A 15,618-nucleotide genomic window follows, 5' to 3' on the forward strand; every position below is an offset into this window, starting at 1 on the left:
CGGTTCGACACGTCCCTGTTCCGCCGCCCTGCCGTTCGGGAACCCTCACCTGCCCTTGCGGGTTGGCCACGCAAAAGACACGCGCCGACAATCAGGAGACCCGATGTCGATCAGTTCTTCGGTCCGGAAGACAAACACGCTGCGTTTGCTGCGCCTTTTGGTGTGCGCATGTGCCATTCTGAGCGTTCCGTTCAGCACACCTGCCATGACACAAGGGGCGTCCGACGCGTGGTACGAGACAGAAGCGATCAACCAGGGACTTCCCGTTGGACCGGATGACAGGATCGACAGAACCGCACCCCGGCAGACGCTTCGGGGCTTTCTGAACGCGACCGAACAAGGGAACTTCGGCGCAGCGGCTCACTACCTCAATCTGGCTGACGTGCCACAGGACATCCAGGAAGAACGCGGACCGGAGACAGCGCAAAAGCTGTCCTCGATCCTTGCCCGGCAGGTCTGGATCAACTGGCGCAGCCTCCCTGCCCGCCCGGATGCCATGATTGAACATTCCTCAGATTCGAGCGCGCGTGCAGGCCAGCCCCGGCGCAATCTGGTCATAGCCTCTCTTGAGACAGGCCAGTCTGCCTACGACATACGTCTGGCCCGGTACAAATCCGCGGACCAACCTGCGATCTGGTTGTTCACCCCCCAAACCGTCGATAACGTGGACGTCCTTTTCGCGGAATTCGGTCCGCGCCGCTATGAAAGCCGGATTCCTGCATCCTTGAAGCGTGAAATCGCGGGTCTTTGGCTTTGGGAATGGATTGCCCTGCCCGCGTTGTGCATCGCCCTATTGTTCGCGGGGTCGATGACGCGCAGTGCAACGCTCTGGCTCGCCTCCAAGTCGGATCGCACATGGCTCAGAAAGGGTCTGGATCGCAGCGGATTGCCTCTGGCAATCCTGATCATGGCAGGTCTGGCGCAGCTGGTGTTCAGCAACGTCCTGTCGTTTTCTGGCCCGGTTCAGATGATCCTGCGTCCTGTGCTGATCATTCTCATGGTCTGGGGCGTGGGTATGACGGCCCTGCGACTACTGGATGCGGCGCTGCATCGGATCACCATTCGGTATGTCGGCGAAATCGACGACAAGCGCGGCGTGGATGAACGGGAATTGTATACGTCGATCTATGCCCTGCGTCGTCTGATCGTTCTGCTGATGGTCGGGCTTGCCGTCATTGTCGTCTTGGCGCGACTGAACCTTTTTGAAAGCGTCGGTCTGACCCTTCTGGCCTCAGCGAGTGTTCTTACAGTGGTTTTCGGCATCGCTGGCCAAGCGGTGCTGGGCAACATCCTTGCCTCGCTGCAAATTGCCTTTGCCAAACCCGTCAGGATCGGGGACTCGGTTTTTTTCGAAGGCGATTGGTCCTATGTCGAAGCGGTGTTTTACACTTTCCTCAGGTTGCGCACATGGGATCACCGGCGGATCGTCGTGCCGGTCACCTATTTCGTGTCGAAGCCGTTTGAAAACTGGTCAGTTGCCGAAGCGCGAATGATGAAGGTCATTGATCTGCGGTTGGATCCTTGCGCGGACGTCGATGAACTGCGCGACTGTTTCGAAAAACTGGTGAAAGACGATCCGGAAATTTCGGAATCCGACAGTGCCAACACGCGGACGACAGATCAGTCCGCCGACGGGCTTAATGTCAGCTTCTATGCCATGATGGATGATCCTTCGACCGGTTGGACCGTGCAATGTCGATTGCGCGAACAGCTTATGGCGCATATCAGGGACAACCGACCGAACTGGCTGCCCCGCGAACGTGTCGAGGACGTCCATGCGCGGAACAATCCCGATCGGCGGGATCCCCAAAGCGCCGGAACAGTGCGAATGGCGGGAAGCGGATAGGCCATGCGCAGGACGAGACCGCCAAGAAGGACAGAGGACGGATTGGGACACTCCGTCAAAGCGCTGATGACCGCGCTCAGCCAGGCAATCGAGTTGCGCTGGTTGTTTTTTCTCATTGGGCTGGTCTGTGCCTTCTGGGCTCTTGCAGAATTGACGGACGAGGTTGTCGAAGGGTCAACCAGCAGCCTTGATCGCAGCATCCTGCTTGCCTTGCGGACACCCGGCGATCTTTCGGATCCGATTGGACCGGAATGGCTTCGGGAAATGGGGCGTGATCTTACGGCGCTTGGGGGCGTCGCCATTCTGACACTGGCGACAGCATTGGTGGCGCTTTACTTTCTCATGCGGCAACGGATCAGTTCGATGCTTTTTTTGCTGTCGGCTGTTGGTGGTGGTATCGTGTTGTCCAGCATCGCCAAAGACATCTTCGACCGCCCACGCCCCGATCTTGTACCGCACGGGTCGATTGTTCACACCGCCAGCTTTCCTTCGGGACATTCCATGATGGCGGCAGTGACGTATCTGTCACTGGGCGTTCTTGTGGCGCGTGTCCAACCAAGTCGCAGGCTCAAGATCTTCGTCATGCTGACGGCGGTCGTGCTCACCCTGCTTGTCGGAATAAGTCGTGTCTATCTTGGGGTGCACTGGCCGACGGATGTTCTTGCCGGATGGCTTGGCGGGGCCGCGTGGGCCGCGATCTGTTTTGGCACGGCGCAACTGCTGGCACGGCGGGGCCATATCGAACCAGACACGGCCAATCCGCCGAACAACGCCGACAAGCGATCCGTTGCAACGGACCGCTCGGACGGCAAGGTGTCGGATCACCGATAGCACAAGCGCCAAACCGATGTTTGGAACGATCGGCCGACCCCGCCAACCGTCATCCAGAGGTCAAAGCGGTGCTTCGTCCACCACGTCGTTTCTGAGGCATCCGACAGGGCCGATATCGACCTCGACCACCATACCGGGTTCAAGGAACAGTTGCGGCTTGCGATAGCGCCCGACACCACCGGGCGTGCCCGTCACGATGACATCACCGGCGCGCAGGGTCAGGACGGTCGACGCGTAGGCGATGATCTCGGGTATCCCGATTGCAAGGTCGGAAATCGGAGCGTGCTGTTCGACATTGCCATTCACGCGTGTCGTCAAAGACTGTTCCCGGATGTCGCCAACCTCGTCAGGTGTGACCAGCCACGGCCCCATGGAGCCTGATCTCTCAAAGCTTTTGCCGGGCCAGAACTGAGTTGTATGGTTCTGATAATCGCGAATAGAGCCTTCATTGAAACAGGAATAGCCCGCGATGTGATCCCATGCATCGTCTTCGGCGATGTGTCGGCCATCTTTGCCGATGACCAGGGCCAGTTCGCCTTCGTAGTCGAATTCGCGGCTGGCTCTGGGCCGTTCGATCGCGACGCCGTGCCCGACAATGGATGACGGAAAGCGGGTAAAGATCGACGGGTATTCCGGATGTGGACGTCCCGATTCAAGAATATGCGGCAGGTAATTCAACCCGATGCAGAGAATCTTTTCGGGGTTCGGCACCGGCGGCAACAGCGTGACCGAACTCAACGGCAGGGGATTCCCCACCCCTTCAAGGGTCGCGGTTGCACCGGCCGCAAGGACGGCCTTCAAATCGGCATATTTTCCCGAAAGTTCCACACCCGCGTCGCGGATCGTGGTGTCATCGGCTGTCCCGTAAGACGAAGTTCCATCAGGTCGGGTAAAACTGGCTAAACGCATGTATCGGTATCCGTTGTGGTGATGTTTTGGATGTCTATGCCGGGTCAACCCAGACTGGCAAGAAAGCTGTCCATCTCGGCTTCTGCAAAGGCCAGCGTGTCTTCGTCGGTCAACATGCCGTCAGTCACTTTTCCATTGGCCTGCGCGATGACGACTTCTTTCGCGGCGGGGACACGCGCCAGCATTCCGTTCAGAATGTACTTGAGATGGGCCTGCGCGCGGACACCACCCAAAAGACCACCCGAAACGCTGACGACGAAACAGGGCTTGTCCTTGAACACCGACGCAAAGGCCGGGCGCGACGCCCAGTCGATGGCATTCTTGAGAACGCCCGGAACACTGTAATTGTATTCAGGCGTCACAAAGAGAACGCCATCCGCCGCGTCGATCTGTGCAACGAAGGCCGCGACATTCGGGTCATCGGTCACATCGGCATTGTAGAGCGGAAGCACCCCCACATCCGCGACGCTACAGGTGACACGGTCCTTGAGCCGCTCGGCCAGGGAGCGTGCCGTTGCACGAGAAGAAGACGCGGTGCGCAGGCTTCCGGGAACGATAAGAAGATCGGGCATTGAGAACCTTTTGTCAGAGTCGGGCCAGCCATGTGGCCGTTGAGGGGATAAGGATGATGATCGTCAGAGTGACCAGCATCGCAAGGATGAAGGGAACCGCGCCCCGGAATATTTCACCAACCTTTAGGTCAGGATCATCCATGGCGGATTTGATGGTATAGACCGAAAGCCCAAAGGGCGGAGTCAAAAGCCCGATTTCCACCGCGATCACGGTGATCACACCAAACCAGATCAGGTCGAGCCCCGCCGCACCCGCGACCGGCAGCGCGATGGGAAGCACGATCAGCATGATCGAGATCGAGTCGATCAGACACCCTAGTGCCACGATCAGCAGGATATAGGCCAGAAGGAAACCGTAGGGACCAATGTTGCCCGACAAAAGGACCTCGGCCAGTTCGCGGGGCACACCAGACAGCGCCAGCATCCGGCTGAAAAAGGTCGCGGCAAGAATGAGAAACAGGACCGACACCGTGATCTGCCCGGTTTCCACCAGAAGCCGCCAGAATGTCTTGCGATCCAGAGAGCGGCGCAGAAGCGCGATGACCAACGCTCCGAACGCACCGGCGGCACCGGCCTCGGTCGGGTTCAGAAAACCGCCATACAATCCGCCAAGTACAACAATGATCAAGGACAGGATCGGGATGGATTTCATCAAGACGTCAAACAGGCCGATATCATCGTAGTCAGCCTCGTCGCCGCTTTCGAAAACGAATTCGCGGCGCGTCTTGGCAAGGATGAGGATCGTCGCGGTGAACGCCAGCGCAAGCAGGATACCCGGTCCGATGCCTGCAAGGAACATGCGGCCGACCGATTGCTCTGCAAGGACCGCATACACGATCATCAGAAGCGATGGCGGGATCAGCATTCCAAGAACCGAAGACCCGGCAACAACGCCCGTGGCAAACCCGTTGGTGTAGCCGTGACGGCGCATTTCCGGCACAGCGATCCGGCTGAACACCGTTGCAGAAGCGATCGAAATGCCGGTGATTGCCGCAAAGATCGCATTGGCAAAGACCGTCGCAACGCCCAGACCTGCCGTAACGCGCCTGAGCAGTCTCTGGAAAACGTCGAAAGTGTCCTTGCCCACGCCCGAGACGGTGACCAATAACCCCATCAACACAAAAAGCGGGACCACGGCGAAGAGGTATTCTTCAAGGCTGTCATTGGCGACCTGCGTCATCATGCGAACGGCCACCACGTCGTTCCGGATCATCGCGACTCCGACAAAGGAGGTGGCAAGCATTCCGATCCCGATGGGCATGCCGATCAGGATCAGCACGACCAGAACGACGATGGCAAGGACACCGATCTCCAGGGGAGTCATCGACGGTCTCCGATTGTCCGGCGAAGCGCCGACAGCACCTGTACGGCGAATTCGATGGCTGCGATGGCGAAACCGGCAAGGATCAGAACGCGGAACGGCCATGTCGGCAAAGTGGCAAGACCCGGAACGCCAATGAACTCGGCTGCGGCTATGTCTTTTCCCACAACCCGAAGAGATGCCCAGCCAATGATGCCCAAGAGCACCGCCCCGACCACGTTGAAGACCCCGTTCAACACCGCCCCTGCCACCGGATAGCGGTCCATGAAGGGAACGATGAAGACCTCGGTTCGGGCCAGCCGGCCAGCGCGCACGGTCGCGGCCAGCTGTAGCGCCACAAGTGTGACCACCAGAAGCGCCCCACCCTCCGAGACAAGCGGCAACGAGGCTCCCATGACGTTGCGTGCGATGATATCGGCGCAGATGATGACCATCAGAACGCCGATAAGCACCGTGCCCATGGCTGCGAATGTTTCCACAACCATGTGCCACACCCGTTCAAGGCGGTTCGCGTATACGACCCTCGCTGCGGAGGTGCTTTTATCGGCGTCAGGTTTCAAGCTGCGACCTTACTTGTCCCAGTCGCGGGCGGGGGTTTCACCACGCGCACGCAAACCTTCCAGATAATCCGCAAGGAAGGCCGTGGCCGGAATTCCACGCTCTTCGAGGGGGGCCGCCCAGTCATTGGCGATATCGGGCATCTTGTTGACCCATTTCACCAATTCACCTTCGGGCATCTCCACGATTTCCGCGCCCATTTCCACCATCGCGTTCAGCGCGGTCTCATGTCGCTCGACTAGGTCTTGGCCGTGCGCCTGGGTGTAGTACTTTCCCGCCTCAATCATTGCGTTCTGGACCTCTTCGGGCAAACCGTCCCAGCTGTCACGATTGATGGCCACGGCACCGGAAAACGCCCCGCCCGCATCGAAACGGTTGATGTAGGGCGCAACCTCGTGAAGCTTGATCGGCAATGCGCCAAGCGCCAGCGTCAGAACGCCGTCTGAAACACCCGTCTGAACGTCCGTGTAATAGGTCGTCAACGCCCCATCGACAGCATTTGCCCCCGTCCCCCGAAGCCAGTTGCCAAGCACACCGGGCGCCGAGATCTTCATGCCGTCCAAGTCGTCGATCCCGGTGATCGGCTCTTTCATGTAGAAGTCATAAAGATCGGTGCCGGTCAGGCCCAGAACCTTGAGATTGTGCTGTTCCCATTCGTTTCGGAATGCATCGTTGGATTCAAGAAGCTCCTGATGCACTTCGAGTTGCAGCGCGGGGTTCGATGTCGAGAACGGCGCGTTCGACGAGGCCTGACTGAGTGGCAGCTTCGCCTGTTCGAGGAATGAAAAGACCCAGCCCACATCGGTGATGCCCTCTTCGACAGAGGTCAGAGTGGCATTGGCCTTGTAAAGCTGACCGCCAAAGGCCTCGTTCCATTCGATCTTGTACGCGCCATCTTCGGCAAGGATCTCGTCGGTTCTGGCCATGAAATGGGTCTTGATCATGCCGACCCATGGCACCACCGTCGGGTGACTGGATGCCACGGTAAGATTGATGGATTCCTGTGCGTGGGCCGGCAATGCCAAAAGCCCCGCGACAAGTGCGCTGTGCAGAATTCTCATAAGTTCCTCCCTTAGAGTTTCTTTATTTGACCGTGAAAGTCTGACTTGAGTTATTGAGCGTTATGGTCATCGCCCCTTCGTTGATGAGCCATGATCGAACGGTAAAGGACCGCGCACCGGATATGTGCATCGGATCACGATTTGCGATGACAATGGCATCCTCGCGGGACGCTGCCTTGACCACCACCAATCCTTCGCCTTCCCAGCTTTGCTCGTCATCCGTCCACATCGGACCGGTCGCATAAAGAAGACCGTCGGATTCAAGCTTCACCTGAAAGTCCAGATGCTCTTCGGTCCCGGCAAAGACCGGGCCAAGCCCGTTGGTCGGCGTTGTGAAGATCGCATAAAGCTGGCGCTGGAGCATCTCTTTCGAGGCCTCCAGCACAGAAGCGACCGGCACCGATTTGGGGCTGTCGTCGGACATTCTGCACCTCCCAATGCACGCATGATCCCAGTCACCGCCTAGCTTGCTTTCCTCCTAGCAAGGTCAGCTCTTATTTCGGCACCATGTTCATCAAGCACGGGTGGCGGCAGGACACCAAGCTCGGGTGCGCCGTCGAAACTGTAGGGCGCACGCACCGTCGTGAAGGTACCAAGCTCTGAAGACGGAGTCTCGACCTTGATGTTCAGGTGTTGTGCCTGCGCATCCTCCAACGCTTCGTCGGAATCGTAGGCAGGGGAATGCGGCACTTCGTGATCAAGCAAGAGTTGGCACCATTCATCGCGCGGTCTGGTTGCAAAGATCGGCGTGAAATGCGCAATCAGGTCATCCTGATGTTTGATCCGCTCAAGCCGTTCCGCAAACCGCGGATCGGACTTGAGGTGCTCCTGACCTGTCGCTGCCAGAAGGCCTTCCCAGAATTTTGCCGGAGACGACATATGGATCGCGACCCATTTGGCGTCCGCGCATTCGAATGTGTAGGACTGCGACACGACGGGGCGCGACAATGGCCCCATCACCTCGCCCTCGGAATAGTAATGGGTAAAGCTGTCAAGGTTGAAGTGGCACATCGCCTCGAGCATGGAAATGTCCAGTCGCCGTCCCTTGCCTGTCGTCGAGCGTTCCAACAGCGCGGCAAGAATGCCCATCGCTGCATATTGGCCGGTGACGGCGTCAGCGATGGCGGGTCCGATCACGCGCGGGTTCGCCGGCGGCGTCAGCAAGCGCAGATACCCGCTGGCCGCCTGCGCGACGGTGTCATAGGCGGGACGGTCACGAGACGGGCCTGACGTACCAAAGCCCGAAATCGCACAGTAGATCAGGTCAGGTTTGATCTTGCGCAGATCCTCTTCACCCGCGCCCAGTTTCTCGGCGACACCCGGACGGAAATTCTGGATGAAGACATCCGCAGTGGCGACCAGATCATGCAGCACGGAAAGGTCTGCCGGATCTTTGGTGTCCAGCGCGATAGACCGCTTGTTGCGATTGTAGGTCTGGTAATGCGGCGAATAAAGCCCACCCTTGAAGGCACGGAACGGATCACCTGTACCGGGACGCTCTACCTTGATGACATCTGCGCCAAGGTCGGCAAGATGCATCCCCGCCGCCGGCCCGGTGATGTAGGTGCCAAGTTCGACGACGCGAATATCCTTCAGAATTCTGACCATGATTTACTCCGCCGCCGTGGACTGACGTGACGAGGGTTTGCCATCATATTCAATCGCCAGATCGGCCTTGTGCGACATGATGAACCCGATCGACCGTTGCGCCTCTTCGAAAAGATGCGCCGACAAACCGGCTGCACGCGCCAGAAGCGGCACCGCCTTGATCGCGTCCAGCGGCCAACCCGCATCAAGGATGCATGCAGGGATTGCGCCCGAGACGTTGATCGGCAGCGGGCGTTCGATAATACCCGGAGCATGCTTTCCAAGAACACGCAGCGTTTCGATATACTTGCCCGACACACCCAGTTCATCCGCGATGGCCAGCAGCCTATCGGCGCGGGGATCGCCTGAATTGTGCTGTGAGTGACCGAGCCCTGCAACCTTCTTCCGCTGCGCCTTGTGTTCTTGCAGACTGGCGATGGCGGCTGTTTCGAGATCTGTTCCATCAGCCTCCGCCCGCGCGATCACCTCGGCAAGATAGCGGCCTGCCGTCTCGGAACTGCCCGCAACAACGCTGCCCATCCCTAGAAGCCCCGCCGACATCGCGCCCTGCCAGGCGTCCGGACCGGCGGCAAGCGTCATGCGCGCGGCTTGCACGGACGGGACGAGACCATGCTCGGCAATCGCCACAAGGCAGGCATCCATCATGTCGCGCTGCGCCTCTGTCGGCTTTTCACCCAGAACCAGCAGCCAAAAGTAATCGGTAAAGTTGATCTTGCCGATCAGATCGTCACACAGATCAAGCCCCCGAACGGTCACACTCTCCGCGTCCGATGTCGCAATCGCGGTATAAGACTGGTCTTGCTTTCCGATGCGCATAATTCTCCTTTTTTCGCAATGCGAAAACTTTTGCTCTTGTCGAAAAGTATGGAGCAGTCTAGCTTTCAGTCAAGTCAAATATTGGACGCCACGATTGGCGGCCGCGCCAAGGGAGGAATTCATGCGGGATATCAATCAGTTCACCATCACCGAGGCGGTGAAAGGAACGTTCAAGACCGAGCCGGGAAGCCGGTTCGAACAGCTCTTGCAGAGCTTTATTGACCACCTTCATGACTTCACGCGCGAAAACCAGGTCACCCACGAAGAATGGATGGGTGTCCTCAACTTTCTGTATGATTGCGGGCAGATTTCGACACCCGAACGGCACGAATTCATCCTGCTTTCGGATGTCCTTGGGTTCTCTGCACTGGTGGACATGATCAACAGCAAGGGTGGCGCGACCGAAGGTTCCAACCTCGGCCCCTTCTATCTTGACGAAGCGCCCCGCAAGCCGCTTGGTTCAGACCTGTCCGATGACCGTGACGGCGTCAGCGTCCTTGTTCATGGCAAGGTGACGGACACGCTGCACAACCCGCTGCCGGGGGCGATCATCGACACATGGCAGGCCGACGCGGCTGGCACCTATCCGATCCAGGAACAGGAACACGGGCAGGACAAGTACGATCTGCGCGGCGTGTTTGAAGCCGACGAAAATGGCCGGTTCTATTACACAACCGTGATGCCGAAACCGTATACCGTCCCTTACGACGGACCGGTGGGGAAGTTGCTTCGCGCCGGGAACCGTCACGCGTGGCGTCCTGCCCATTTCCACTACATCGTTCGCTCACCCAACATGGCCTCGATCACAACCGAGGTGTTCTTTGAAAATGCCGAATACATCGACAACGATGCGGTTTTCGGAGTGCGCAAATCCCTGATCGCGAAAATCGGCCCCGCCAAGGACGTCGACGCGCTTGGATATGCGCTTGACAGGAAACCGGACGCTGTCTGCACATTTGATTTTGTTCTGGCACCGGAAAGCTGACCTTGGTCGATACCGATAAAAAACCTGCGGAGTTTGTCGAGGCGCTGGCCAAGGGAATAGCCATTCTCGAGGCGTTCGATGCTGCCAACCCCGAGATGACGCTGTCTGAAGTTGCGCGGCGGGTGGGTTTGACGCCAGCCGCTGCGCGCCGGTCGCTGATGACGCTTGAAACGCTGGGATATATCGGCCGCAGGGACAAGCGGTTCCACCTGCGGCCAAAGCTGATCGCGCTTGGATCGGGCTTTTATTTCACGGCGCGGATCGACGAGGTGCTGGAAGGCGACTTGCGTGCACTGGTCGATCGGTTCGGAGACGCGTCTTCGGTCAGTACCCTTGACGGAGAACATGTGATCTATGTCGCGCATGTTTCAATCCAGCGCGCACGACGCGCCGCAGCCGTTCCCGGCGCCCGCTATCCCGCCTACGCGACCTCGATGGGGCGGATTTTGCTGGCTGGACAGACCGACGAAAAGATCGACGCCTATCTCAAATCCTACGAGCCCAAAAAACTCACGTCGAAGACCTGCACGAATGCCAAGGCTCTCCGGGCCGAGATCATGGTGGCCCGTCGCGACGGCTATGCCACAACCGTCGATCAGCTTGACTACGGTATCACCGCGCTTGCCGTGCCGATCCGGGACGCCGATGGCACAACTGTCGCAGCCCTGAATACCTCGGGATACACCGGAATGGTGACACCCGATCAACTTGTGAAGGAACGGCTTCCCGCATTGCAGGAGGCCGCGTCCCACATCGCGCATCAACTGACCCGCTATCCGACACTCAGATCGGTTCTCGGCGGATAAACACGTTTCTGGGAGGAGACAGACCATGTGCAGACTTTGCAGCCCCACAACACCAATGTCGCTTTGCCCCGGCACCGCGCCTTTCCTGTCGGCGCCTGCTGACAGCAATTCGGCGACATCTGCGGCAAGGGCAGTCACGACACAGATCACCGCAGCCCCCCTGCCCGAATTGTCGGGCCAGAAAGGCACACGCCTGCTGATCAAGGGTGGCGTCGTGATGTCTGTCGACAGTGCTGTCGGCAACTTTGCCAAAGGCGACGTGCTTGTCGAAGGCTCCAAGATTGTCGATGTCGCCGCCAATATCGACGCATCCGACGCGCATGTGATCGACGCTTCGGGCAAGATTGTGATGCCTGGCTTTATCGACACCCATCACCACCAGTTTGAAACCGGGCTGCGCTCTTCCCTGGCGGACGCCATTGTCGTGAATGATGGCAAGCCCGAGAACGTCCGAAACTACTACGAGTCGATGCTCCTTGGGTTTTCACAGCATTATCGGCCCCAGGATGTTTACATCAACGAACTTTACGGCGGACTGGCCCAGCTGGACGCGGGTGTGACCACGGTGATGGATGTCAGCCAGATTCACCATTCTGCCGAACATTCCGACGCCGCCATCGAAGGCCTGCGCGATGCGGGCCGTCGCGGCGTCTTTGGGTATTTCGAAGGCTGGTGGGACGGCAAGGAACACCCCGGCGGCGCACGGCGCATTCGCGAGCAGTACTTCAGTTCCGATGACAGCCTGCTGACAATGGTCATGGGAGGCGAGATCTACATCGAGGGCTACGAAGAGATGTGGGACATCGGCCGCGAACTGGATCTGCAGATCGCGCTTCACGTCGTCACGACCTTTGGCATGACGCCAACCTTTGACGAATTGGCCAAGAAAGGCGTCTTTGGTCCCGACAACATCTTCATCCACATGACGGGCATGACCGATGACGCATGGAAAGCGGCAGCGGACGCAGGCGCGCATGTATCGCTGTCGGTGCCGATCGAGATGCACATGCGCCACGGCCAGCCGCCGATCCAGAAGGCGCTTGATCTTGGAATGTCGGTGTCGCTGTCCTCCGACGTCGAATGCACGATGTCGGCGGATTTCTTTACCCAGATGCGCGGCATGATCACGCTTCAGCGCATGATGGCAAACGAAAGCGCCTTGTCCGGGGACGAAAATCACCCGGCCCTCATGCGCACCTCGGATGCCATCCGACACGCCACCATCGAAGGGGCCAAAGGTTTGCGGCTTGACCGCAAGACGGGGTCTCTGACACCCGGCAAGGATGCCGATATCATCCTACTGGATGCAGAAGCGATCAACGTCGCGCCGCTCAACAACGCGGCGGGTGCAGTTGTCACTTTGATGGATCGCTCAAACGTCGACACCGTCATGGTCGCCGGGAAAATCCGCAAATGGCAAGGCCAGCTGCTGGGCCATGACATGGACAAGCTTCGCCACGAGCTTGAGGAAAGCCGCGACTACATCTTCGAAAAAGCCGGCGTGCAGCACGACCTTTTTGCCTGAATGATCACCCGGCAGGACGCCGTGCGCGTCCGGTGCCAAGAAGGATACGCCATGTTATTTCCAACCACGCTTGTCGGCAGCTATTGCCAGCCGGACTGGCTTATCGACCGCGAGAAACTCAAGGGCCAGTTTCCACCGCGCACCCGCGCCAAAGAGCTTTGGCGCATTCCCCAGGAGATGCTGCGCGAAGCACAGGACGATGCCACCCGTATTGCCATCCGCGAACAGGAAGAGGCCGGTCTCGATATCATCACCGATGGCGAAATCCGGCGCGAAAGCTATTCGAACCGCTTTGCCACCGCGCTGGACGGGCTGGATCTGGACAATTACGGGACGGTGATGACCCGTTCGGGCAAGCCGGTCCCGGTTCCGCGGATCTCGGGCAGGATCTCGCGCGCCCGGCCCGTCGAAGTCGAAGACCTGAAATTCCTGCGCGCGCACACGGACCGAAAAGTGAAGATCACCCTGCCCGGTCCGTTCACCATGAGCCTGCAGGCCCAGAACGACCACTATCGCACCACAGCTGATGCGGCGATGGACTATGCGCAGGCCGTAAAGGAAGAAATCGCCGATCTTTTTGCCGCCGGCGCGGATATCGTGCAACTGGACGAACCCTGGTTGCAGGCCAATCCGGATATTGCCGAAGACTATGGCGTCGAGGCGATCAACAAGGCGCTCGAAGGCGCGGCGGGCACGACGGCGGTGCATATCTGCTTCGGCTACGCGGCGATGACCAAAAAGCGGCCCGACGGGTATTCCTTCCTGCCGCAAATGGCCGCCTGTCTTTGCGACCAGATCAGCATCGAGACAGCGCAGGCGAACCTTGACACGTCGGTGCTCGAAGACTTGCGTGGCAAGACGATCATGGTTGGCGTCCTCGACCTGTCCGACATGACCGTGGAAACACCCGAGATCATTGCCGGGCGGATCCGTCGCGCCCTGCCCCATGTCGACGCCGACAAGGTTGTCGTCGCACCCGATTGTGGTCTCAAATACCTGCCGCGCGACGTGGCCTTCGGCAAGATGAAAGCGATGGCCGACGGGGCCGCGATTGTCAGAATGGAATACACCTGAGGAGGGAAAAGATGGAAAACTCGACCGAATTTCGCAAGATTCAGACGCAGGGCGTCCATCACATCACGATTATCGGAGCTGACCGGCAAACGTCGATTGATTTCTGGGAAGGTGTTCTGGGAATGCCTTTCATCTTCGATCAGCCCAATCTCGACGATCCGAAGGAAGGGCATCTTTACTTCGACCCCGGCGATGGCCGCTTGATCACCATTTTCACCAATGAATCGCGTAAACCCAATGCGGCCCCCGTGCCCGAAGACACCGGTTCCCTGCATCACCTCGCGCTGAATGTCAGCCAGGCCACGTTCTGGCAGGTTGCTGCCCGCCTTGACGCGCGGGGCGTCGCACATTCCGGCCCGGTGGATCGTGGCTTCATGGATTCAATCTACTTCCGGGATCCGCTTGGCCTGCGACTGGAAATCGCCTCTTACAGGTTCGAACCACCCGAGGGCTGCCGCCATGCCGATGTGATGATCGAGGCGCACCGCATTCGGGTTGCCCGTGGCGACCATCACATCGACCGCGAACATCTCGCTGACGCCATTGAACGGTTGGTCACCCGTCGTCAGAGTTCCCTCTCCGACGACCGGGACGCCCGGAACCCCTACTAGGGCCCTGCTTCTAAAGCGTCAGGATGGTTGAGCCGGTTGTCTTGCGAGCCTCAAGATCACGGTGCGCGGCGGCAACATCATCAAGCTTGTAGCGCTGGCCGATGGTCACCGTGATCTCTCCCGAGGCGACCTTGCCCAATAGGTGCTGTGCCATCTCCTGGCACCGGGCATGGTCTGAAATGTAGGTGAAGAGCGTGGTGCGCGCGAGCTTGAGCGATCCTTTCGCGGCCAGGGTCAAAAGGTCAATCGGCGGGACCGGGCCGGACGCGTTCCCCAAGGAAATCATCATTCCCAGAGGCTCAAGACAATCGAGCGACTTGTCAAACGTGTCAGCGCCAACACCATCCATCACGACACTGACACCCTTGCCCCCGGTGATCTCTTTCACGCGGGCGACAAAATCTTCCGTCCGGTAGTTGATGACATGGGCTGCGCCGTTTTCCTTGGCAAGCGCGCATTTCTCGTCCGACCCTGCGGTGCCAATCAGGTCGATCCCCTCTGATCGCGCCCACTGGCACGCGATCAATCCGACGCCACCCGCCGCAGCATGAAACAGAACCCTGTCACCTTTGGCGATCGGCGTCGTCCGGTGAAACAGGTATTCGACGGTCATGCCCTGAAGCATCACCGCTGCCGCCGTCTCGAAATCAACCGCATCCGGGATCGGACACACCTGTGCGGCCGGCATTACCCGTGCCTCGGAATAGGCACCCGGCGGCATGGATGCATACGCCGCGCGGTCTCCGACCTTCAGATGCGTGACGCCCTCGCGTTGATTCTCCTGGATCTGCACGGGCGCGGCTATGATCTCGGCCTCGTGTTCTTTGGCGTGAACAGCCTGATCATGGGTCTGCTTGTCTGGCGGTCAGGCCTTTTCGCGAAGATCTTCGGGGCCGGCCTTGCGATGCCGGGCTCGTCTATCTAACCGGAAGCGGCCTGCGCTTTTTCGCGCCTGAATGGTCCGCGGCATTCGCGCCGGCTTACCTGCTGACGATCCTCGCCGAGACGGCATTTTGCTTCCGGCTGCTGTTTCAAAGAAACCCAGTCTAATATGGAGGAGGCTACAATGGTGGTCTCCAGGACTGTTCGGATCGA

General features: G+C 59.0%; 16 protein-coding genes and 1 pseudogene. 8 read left to right on the top strand and 9 right to left on the bottom strand.

Going from position 1 to position 15,618, the window contains the following annotated elements:
- Positions 1 to 103 precede the first annotated feature (103 nt).
- Both ACTIEN_RS09810 and ACTIEN_RS09815 read left to right on the top strand, forming a co-directional pair.
- The gene (locus ACTIEN_RS09810) at positions 104 to 1,846 is read left to right on the top strand and encodes a mechanosensitive ion channel family protein (RefSeq protein WP_439522953.1); all 1,743 of its coding nucleotides are present in this window, start codon (positions 104 to 106) and stop codon (positions 1,844 to 1,846) included.
- A gap of 42 nt (positions 1,847 to 1,888) precedes the next feature.
- Entirely contained in the window at positions 1,889 to 2,677 is a 789-nt protein-coding gene (locus ACTIEN_RS09815; protein ID WP_439522954.1) for a phosphatase PAP2 family protein, read from the top strand.
- A gap of 60 nt (positions 2,678 to 2,737) precedes the next feature.
- On the opposite strand, the gene ACTIEN_RS09820 is transcribed toward ACTIEN_RS09815, so the two are convergent.
- The 8 genes from ACTIEN_RS09820 to ACTIEN_RS09855 form a co-directional block, all read right to left on the bottom strand.
- Complete coding sequence (locus ACTIEN_RS09820; RefSeq protein WP_439522955.1) at positions 2,738 to 3,586, bottom strand: fumarylacetoacetate hydrolase family protein; 849 nt, start codon at positions 3,584 to 3,586, stop codon at positions 2,738 to 2,740.
- A 44-nt stretch (positions 3,587 to 3,630) separates the two neighbouring features.
- On the bottom strand, positions 3,631 to 4,158 hold the full coding sequence (locus ACTIEN_RS09825; protein ID WP_439522956.1) for an NADPH-dependent FMN reductase: 528 nt from the start codon (positions 4,156 to 4,158) through the stop codon (positions 3,631 to 3,633).
- A 13-nt stretch (positions 4,159 to 4,171) separates the two neighbouring features.
- The gene (locus ACTIEN_RS09830) at positions 4,172 to 5,482 is read right to left on the bottom strand and encodes a TRAP transporter large permease (RefSeq protein WP_439522957.1); all 1,311 of its coding nucleotides are present in this window, start codon (positions 5,480 to 5,482) and stop codon (positions 4,172 to 4,174) included.
- A complete protein-coding gene (locus tag ACTIEN_RS09835; protein ID WP_439522958.1) occupies positions 5,479 to 5,964 on the bottom strand; it encodes a TRAP transporter small permease subunit in 486 nt (161 codons plus the stop codon). The genes ACTIEN_RS09830 and ACTIEN_RS09835 overlap by 4 nt, the downstream gene beginning before the upstream one ends.
- An 84-nt stretch (positions 5,965 to 6,048) precedes the next feature.
- Positions 6,049 to 7,098 carry a C4-dicarboxylate TRAP transporter substrate-binding protein gene (locus ACTIEN_RS09840; RefSeq protein ID WP_439522959.1) on the bottom strand — a complete coding sequence of 350 codons (1,050 nt, stop codon included), beginning with the start codon at positions 7,096 to 7,098 and terminating at the stop codon, positions 6,049 to 6,051.
- A gap of 22 nt (positions 7,099 to 7,120) precedes the next feature.
- Complete coding sequence (locus tag ACTIEN_RS09845) at positions 7,121 to 7,522, bottom strand: YciI family protein (protein WP_439522960.1); 402 nt, start codon at positions 7,520 to 7,522, stop codon at positions 7,121 to 7,123.
- 38 nt (positions 7,523 to 7,560) lie between these two features.
- Positions 7,561 to 8,706, bottom strand: coding sequence for a CaiB/BaiF CoA transferase family protein (locus ACTIEN_RS09850; protein ID WP_439522961.1), 1,146 nt, complete (start codon positions 8,704 to 8,706; stop codon positions 7,561 to 7,563).
- Positions 8,707 to 8,709: 3 nt separating this feature from the next.
- Positions 8,710 to 9,522, bottom strand: a complete 813-nt coding sequence (locus tag ACTIEN_RS09855; RefSeq protein WP_439522962.1) for a citryl-CoA lyase — start codon at positions 9,520 to 9,522, stop codon at positions 8,710 to 8,712.
- A gap of 121 nt (positions 9,523 to 9,643) precedes the next feature.
- Here ACTIEN_RS09855 and ACTIEN_RS09860 point away from each other — a divergent pair, with 121 nt between their 5' ends.
- From ACTIEN_RS09860 to ACTIEN_RS09880, 5 genes are read left to right on the top strand one after another with little or no spacing between them, the layout of a single operon-like run.
- Positions 9,644 to 10,507, top strand: coding sequence for a dioxygenase (locus ACTIEN_RS09860; protein ID WP_439522963.1), 864 nt, complete (start codon positions 9,644 to 9,646; stop codon positions 10,505 to 10,507).
- A 2-nt stretch (positions 10,508 to 10,509) separates the two neighbouring features.
- Entirely contained in the window at positions 10,510 to 11,313 is an 804-nt protein-coding gene (locus tag ACTIEN_RS09865) for an IclR family transcriptional regulator domain-containing protein (protein ID WP_439522964.1), read from the top strand.
- Positions 11,314 to 11,338: 25 nt separating this feature from the next.
- Entirely contained in the window at positions 11,339 to 12,838 is a 1,500-nt protein-coding gene (locus tag ACTIEN_RS09870; protein ID WP_439522965.1) for an amidohydrolase family protein, read from the top strand.
- 51 nt (positions 12,839 to 12,889) lie between these two features.
- Positions 12,890 to 13,912 (top strand): uroporphyrinogen decarboxylase family protein, encoded by a 1,023-nt coding sequence (locus ACTIEN_RS09875; protein WP_439522966.1) that lies wholly within the window; start codon positions 12,890 to 12,892, stop codon positions 13,910 to 13,912.
- Positions 13,913 to 13,923: 11 nt separating this feature from the next.
- The gene (locus ACTIEN_RS09880; protein WP_439522967.1) at positions 13,924 to 14,523 is read left to right on the top strand and encodes a VOC family protein; all 600 of its coding nucleotides are present in this window, start codon (positions 13,924 to 13,926) and stop codon (positions 14,521 to 14,523) included.
- A gap of 10 nt (positions 14,524 to 14,533) precedes the next feature.
- On the opposite strand, the pseudogene ACTIEN_RS09885 reads toward ACTIEN_RS09880, so the two are convergent.
- A pseudogene (locus ACTIEN_RS09885) lies at positions 14,534 to 15,292 on the bottom strand (quinone oxidoreductase family protein); the annotation flags it as partial.
- Here ACTIEN_RS09885 and ACTIEN_RS09890 point away from each other — a divergent pair.
- Complete coding sequence (locus tag ACTIEN_RS09890) at positions 15,278 to 15,448, top strand: DUF4386 family protein (RefSeq protein ID WP_439522968.1); 171 nt, start codon at positions 15,278 to 15,280, stop codon at positions 15,446 to 15,448. The pseudogene ACTIEN_RS09885 and the gene ACTIEN_RS09890 overlap by 15 nt on opposite strands.
- The last annotated feature ends 170 nt before the right edge of the window (positions 15,449 to 15,618 follow it).

Origin of the sequence: Marivita sp., from assembly GCF_051859345.1 — a bacterium.
Classification (GTDB): domain Bacteria; phylum Pseudomonadota; class Alphaproteobacteria; order Rhodobacterales; family Rhodobacteraceae; genus Marivita.

Coding starts and splice junctions, on each gene's coding strand:
- ACTIEN_RS09820 (WP_439522955.1), bottom strand. CDS start 3,586: ATGCGTTTAGCCAGTTTTACCCGACCTGATGGAACTTCGTCTTACGGG.
- ACTIEN_RS09855 (WP_439522962.1), bottom strand. CDS start 9,522: ATGCGCATCGGAAAGCAAGACCAGTCTTATACCGCGATTGCGACATCG.
- ACTIEN_RS09875 (WP_439522966.1), top strand. CDS start 12,890: ATGTTATTTCCAACCACGCTTGTCGGCAGCTATTGCCAGCCGGACTGG.
- ACTIEN_RS09830 (WP_439522957.1), bottom strand. CDS start 5,482: ATGACTCCCCTGGAGATCGGTGTCCTTGCCATCGTCGTTCTGGTCGTG.
- ACTIEN_RS09845 (WP_439522960.1), bottom strand. CDS start 7,522: ATGTCCGACGACAGCCCCAAATCGGTGCCGGTCGCTTCTGTGCTGGAG.
- ACTIEN_RS09880 (WP_439522967.1), top strand. CDS start 13,924: ATGGAAAACTCGACCGAATTTCGCAAGATTCAGACGCAGGGCGTCCAT.
- ACTIEN_RS09840 (WP_439522959.1), bottom strand. CDS start 7,098: ATGAGAATTCTGCACAGCGCACTTGTCGCGGGGCTTTTGGCATTGCCG.
- ACTIEN_RS09870 (WP_439522965.1), top strand. CDS start 11,339: ATGTGCAGACTTTGCAGCCCCACAACACCAATGTCGCTTTGCCCCGGC.
- ACTIEN_RS09890 (WP_439522968.1), top strand. CDS start 15,278: ATGCGTGACGCCCTCGCGTTGATTCTCCTGGATCTGCACGGGCGCGGC.
- ACTIEN_RS09810 (WP_439522953.1), top strand. CDS start 104: ATGTCGATCAGTTCTTCGGTCCGGAAGACAAACACGCTGCGTTTGCTG.
- ACTIEN_RS09835 (WP_439522958.1), bottom strand. CDS start 5,964: ATGGTTGTGGAAACATTCGCAGCCATGGGCACGGTGCTTATCGGCGTT.
- ACTIEN_RS09850 (WP_439522961.1), bottom strand. CDS start 8,706: ATGGTCAGAATTCTGAAGGATATTCGCGTCGTCGAACTTGGCACCTAC.
- ACTIEN_RS09860 (WP_439522963.1), top strand. CDS start 9,644: ATGCGGGATATCAATCAGTTCACCATCACCGAGGCGGTGAAAGGAACG.
- ACTIEN_RS09825 (WP_439522956.1), bottom strand. CDS start 4,158: ATGCCCGATCTTCTTATCGTTCCCGGAAGCCTGCGCACCGCGTCTTCT.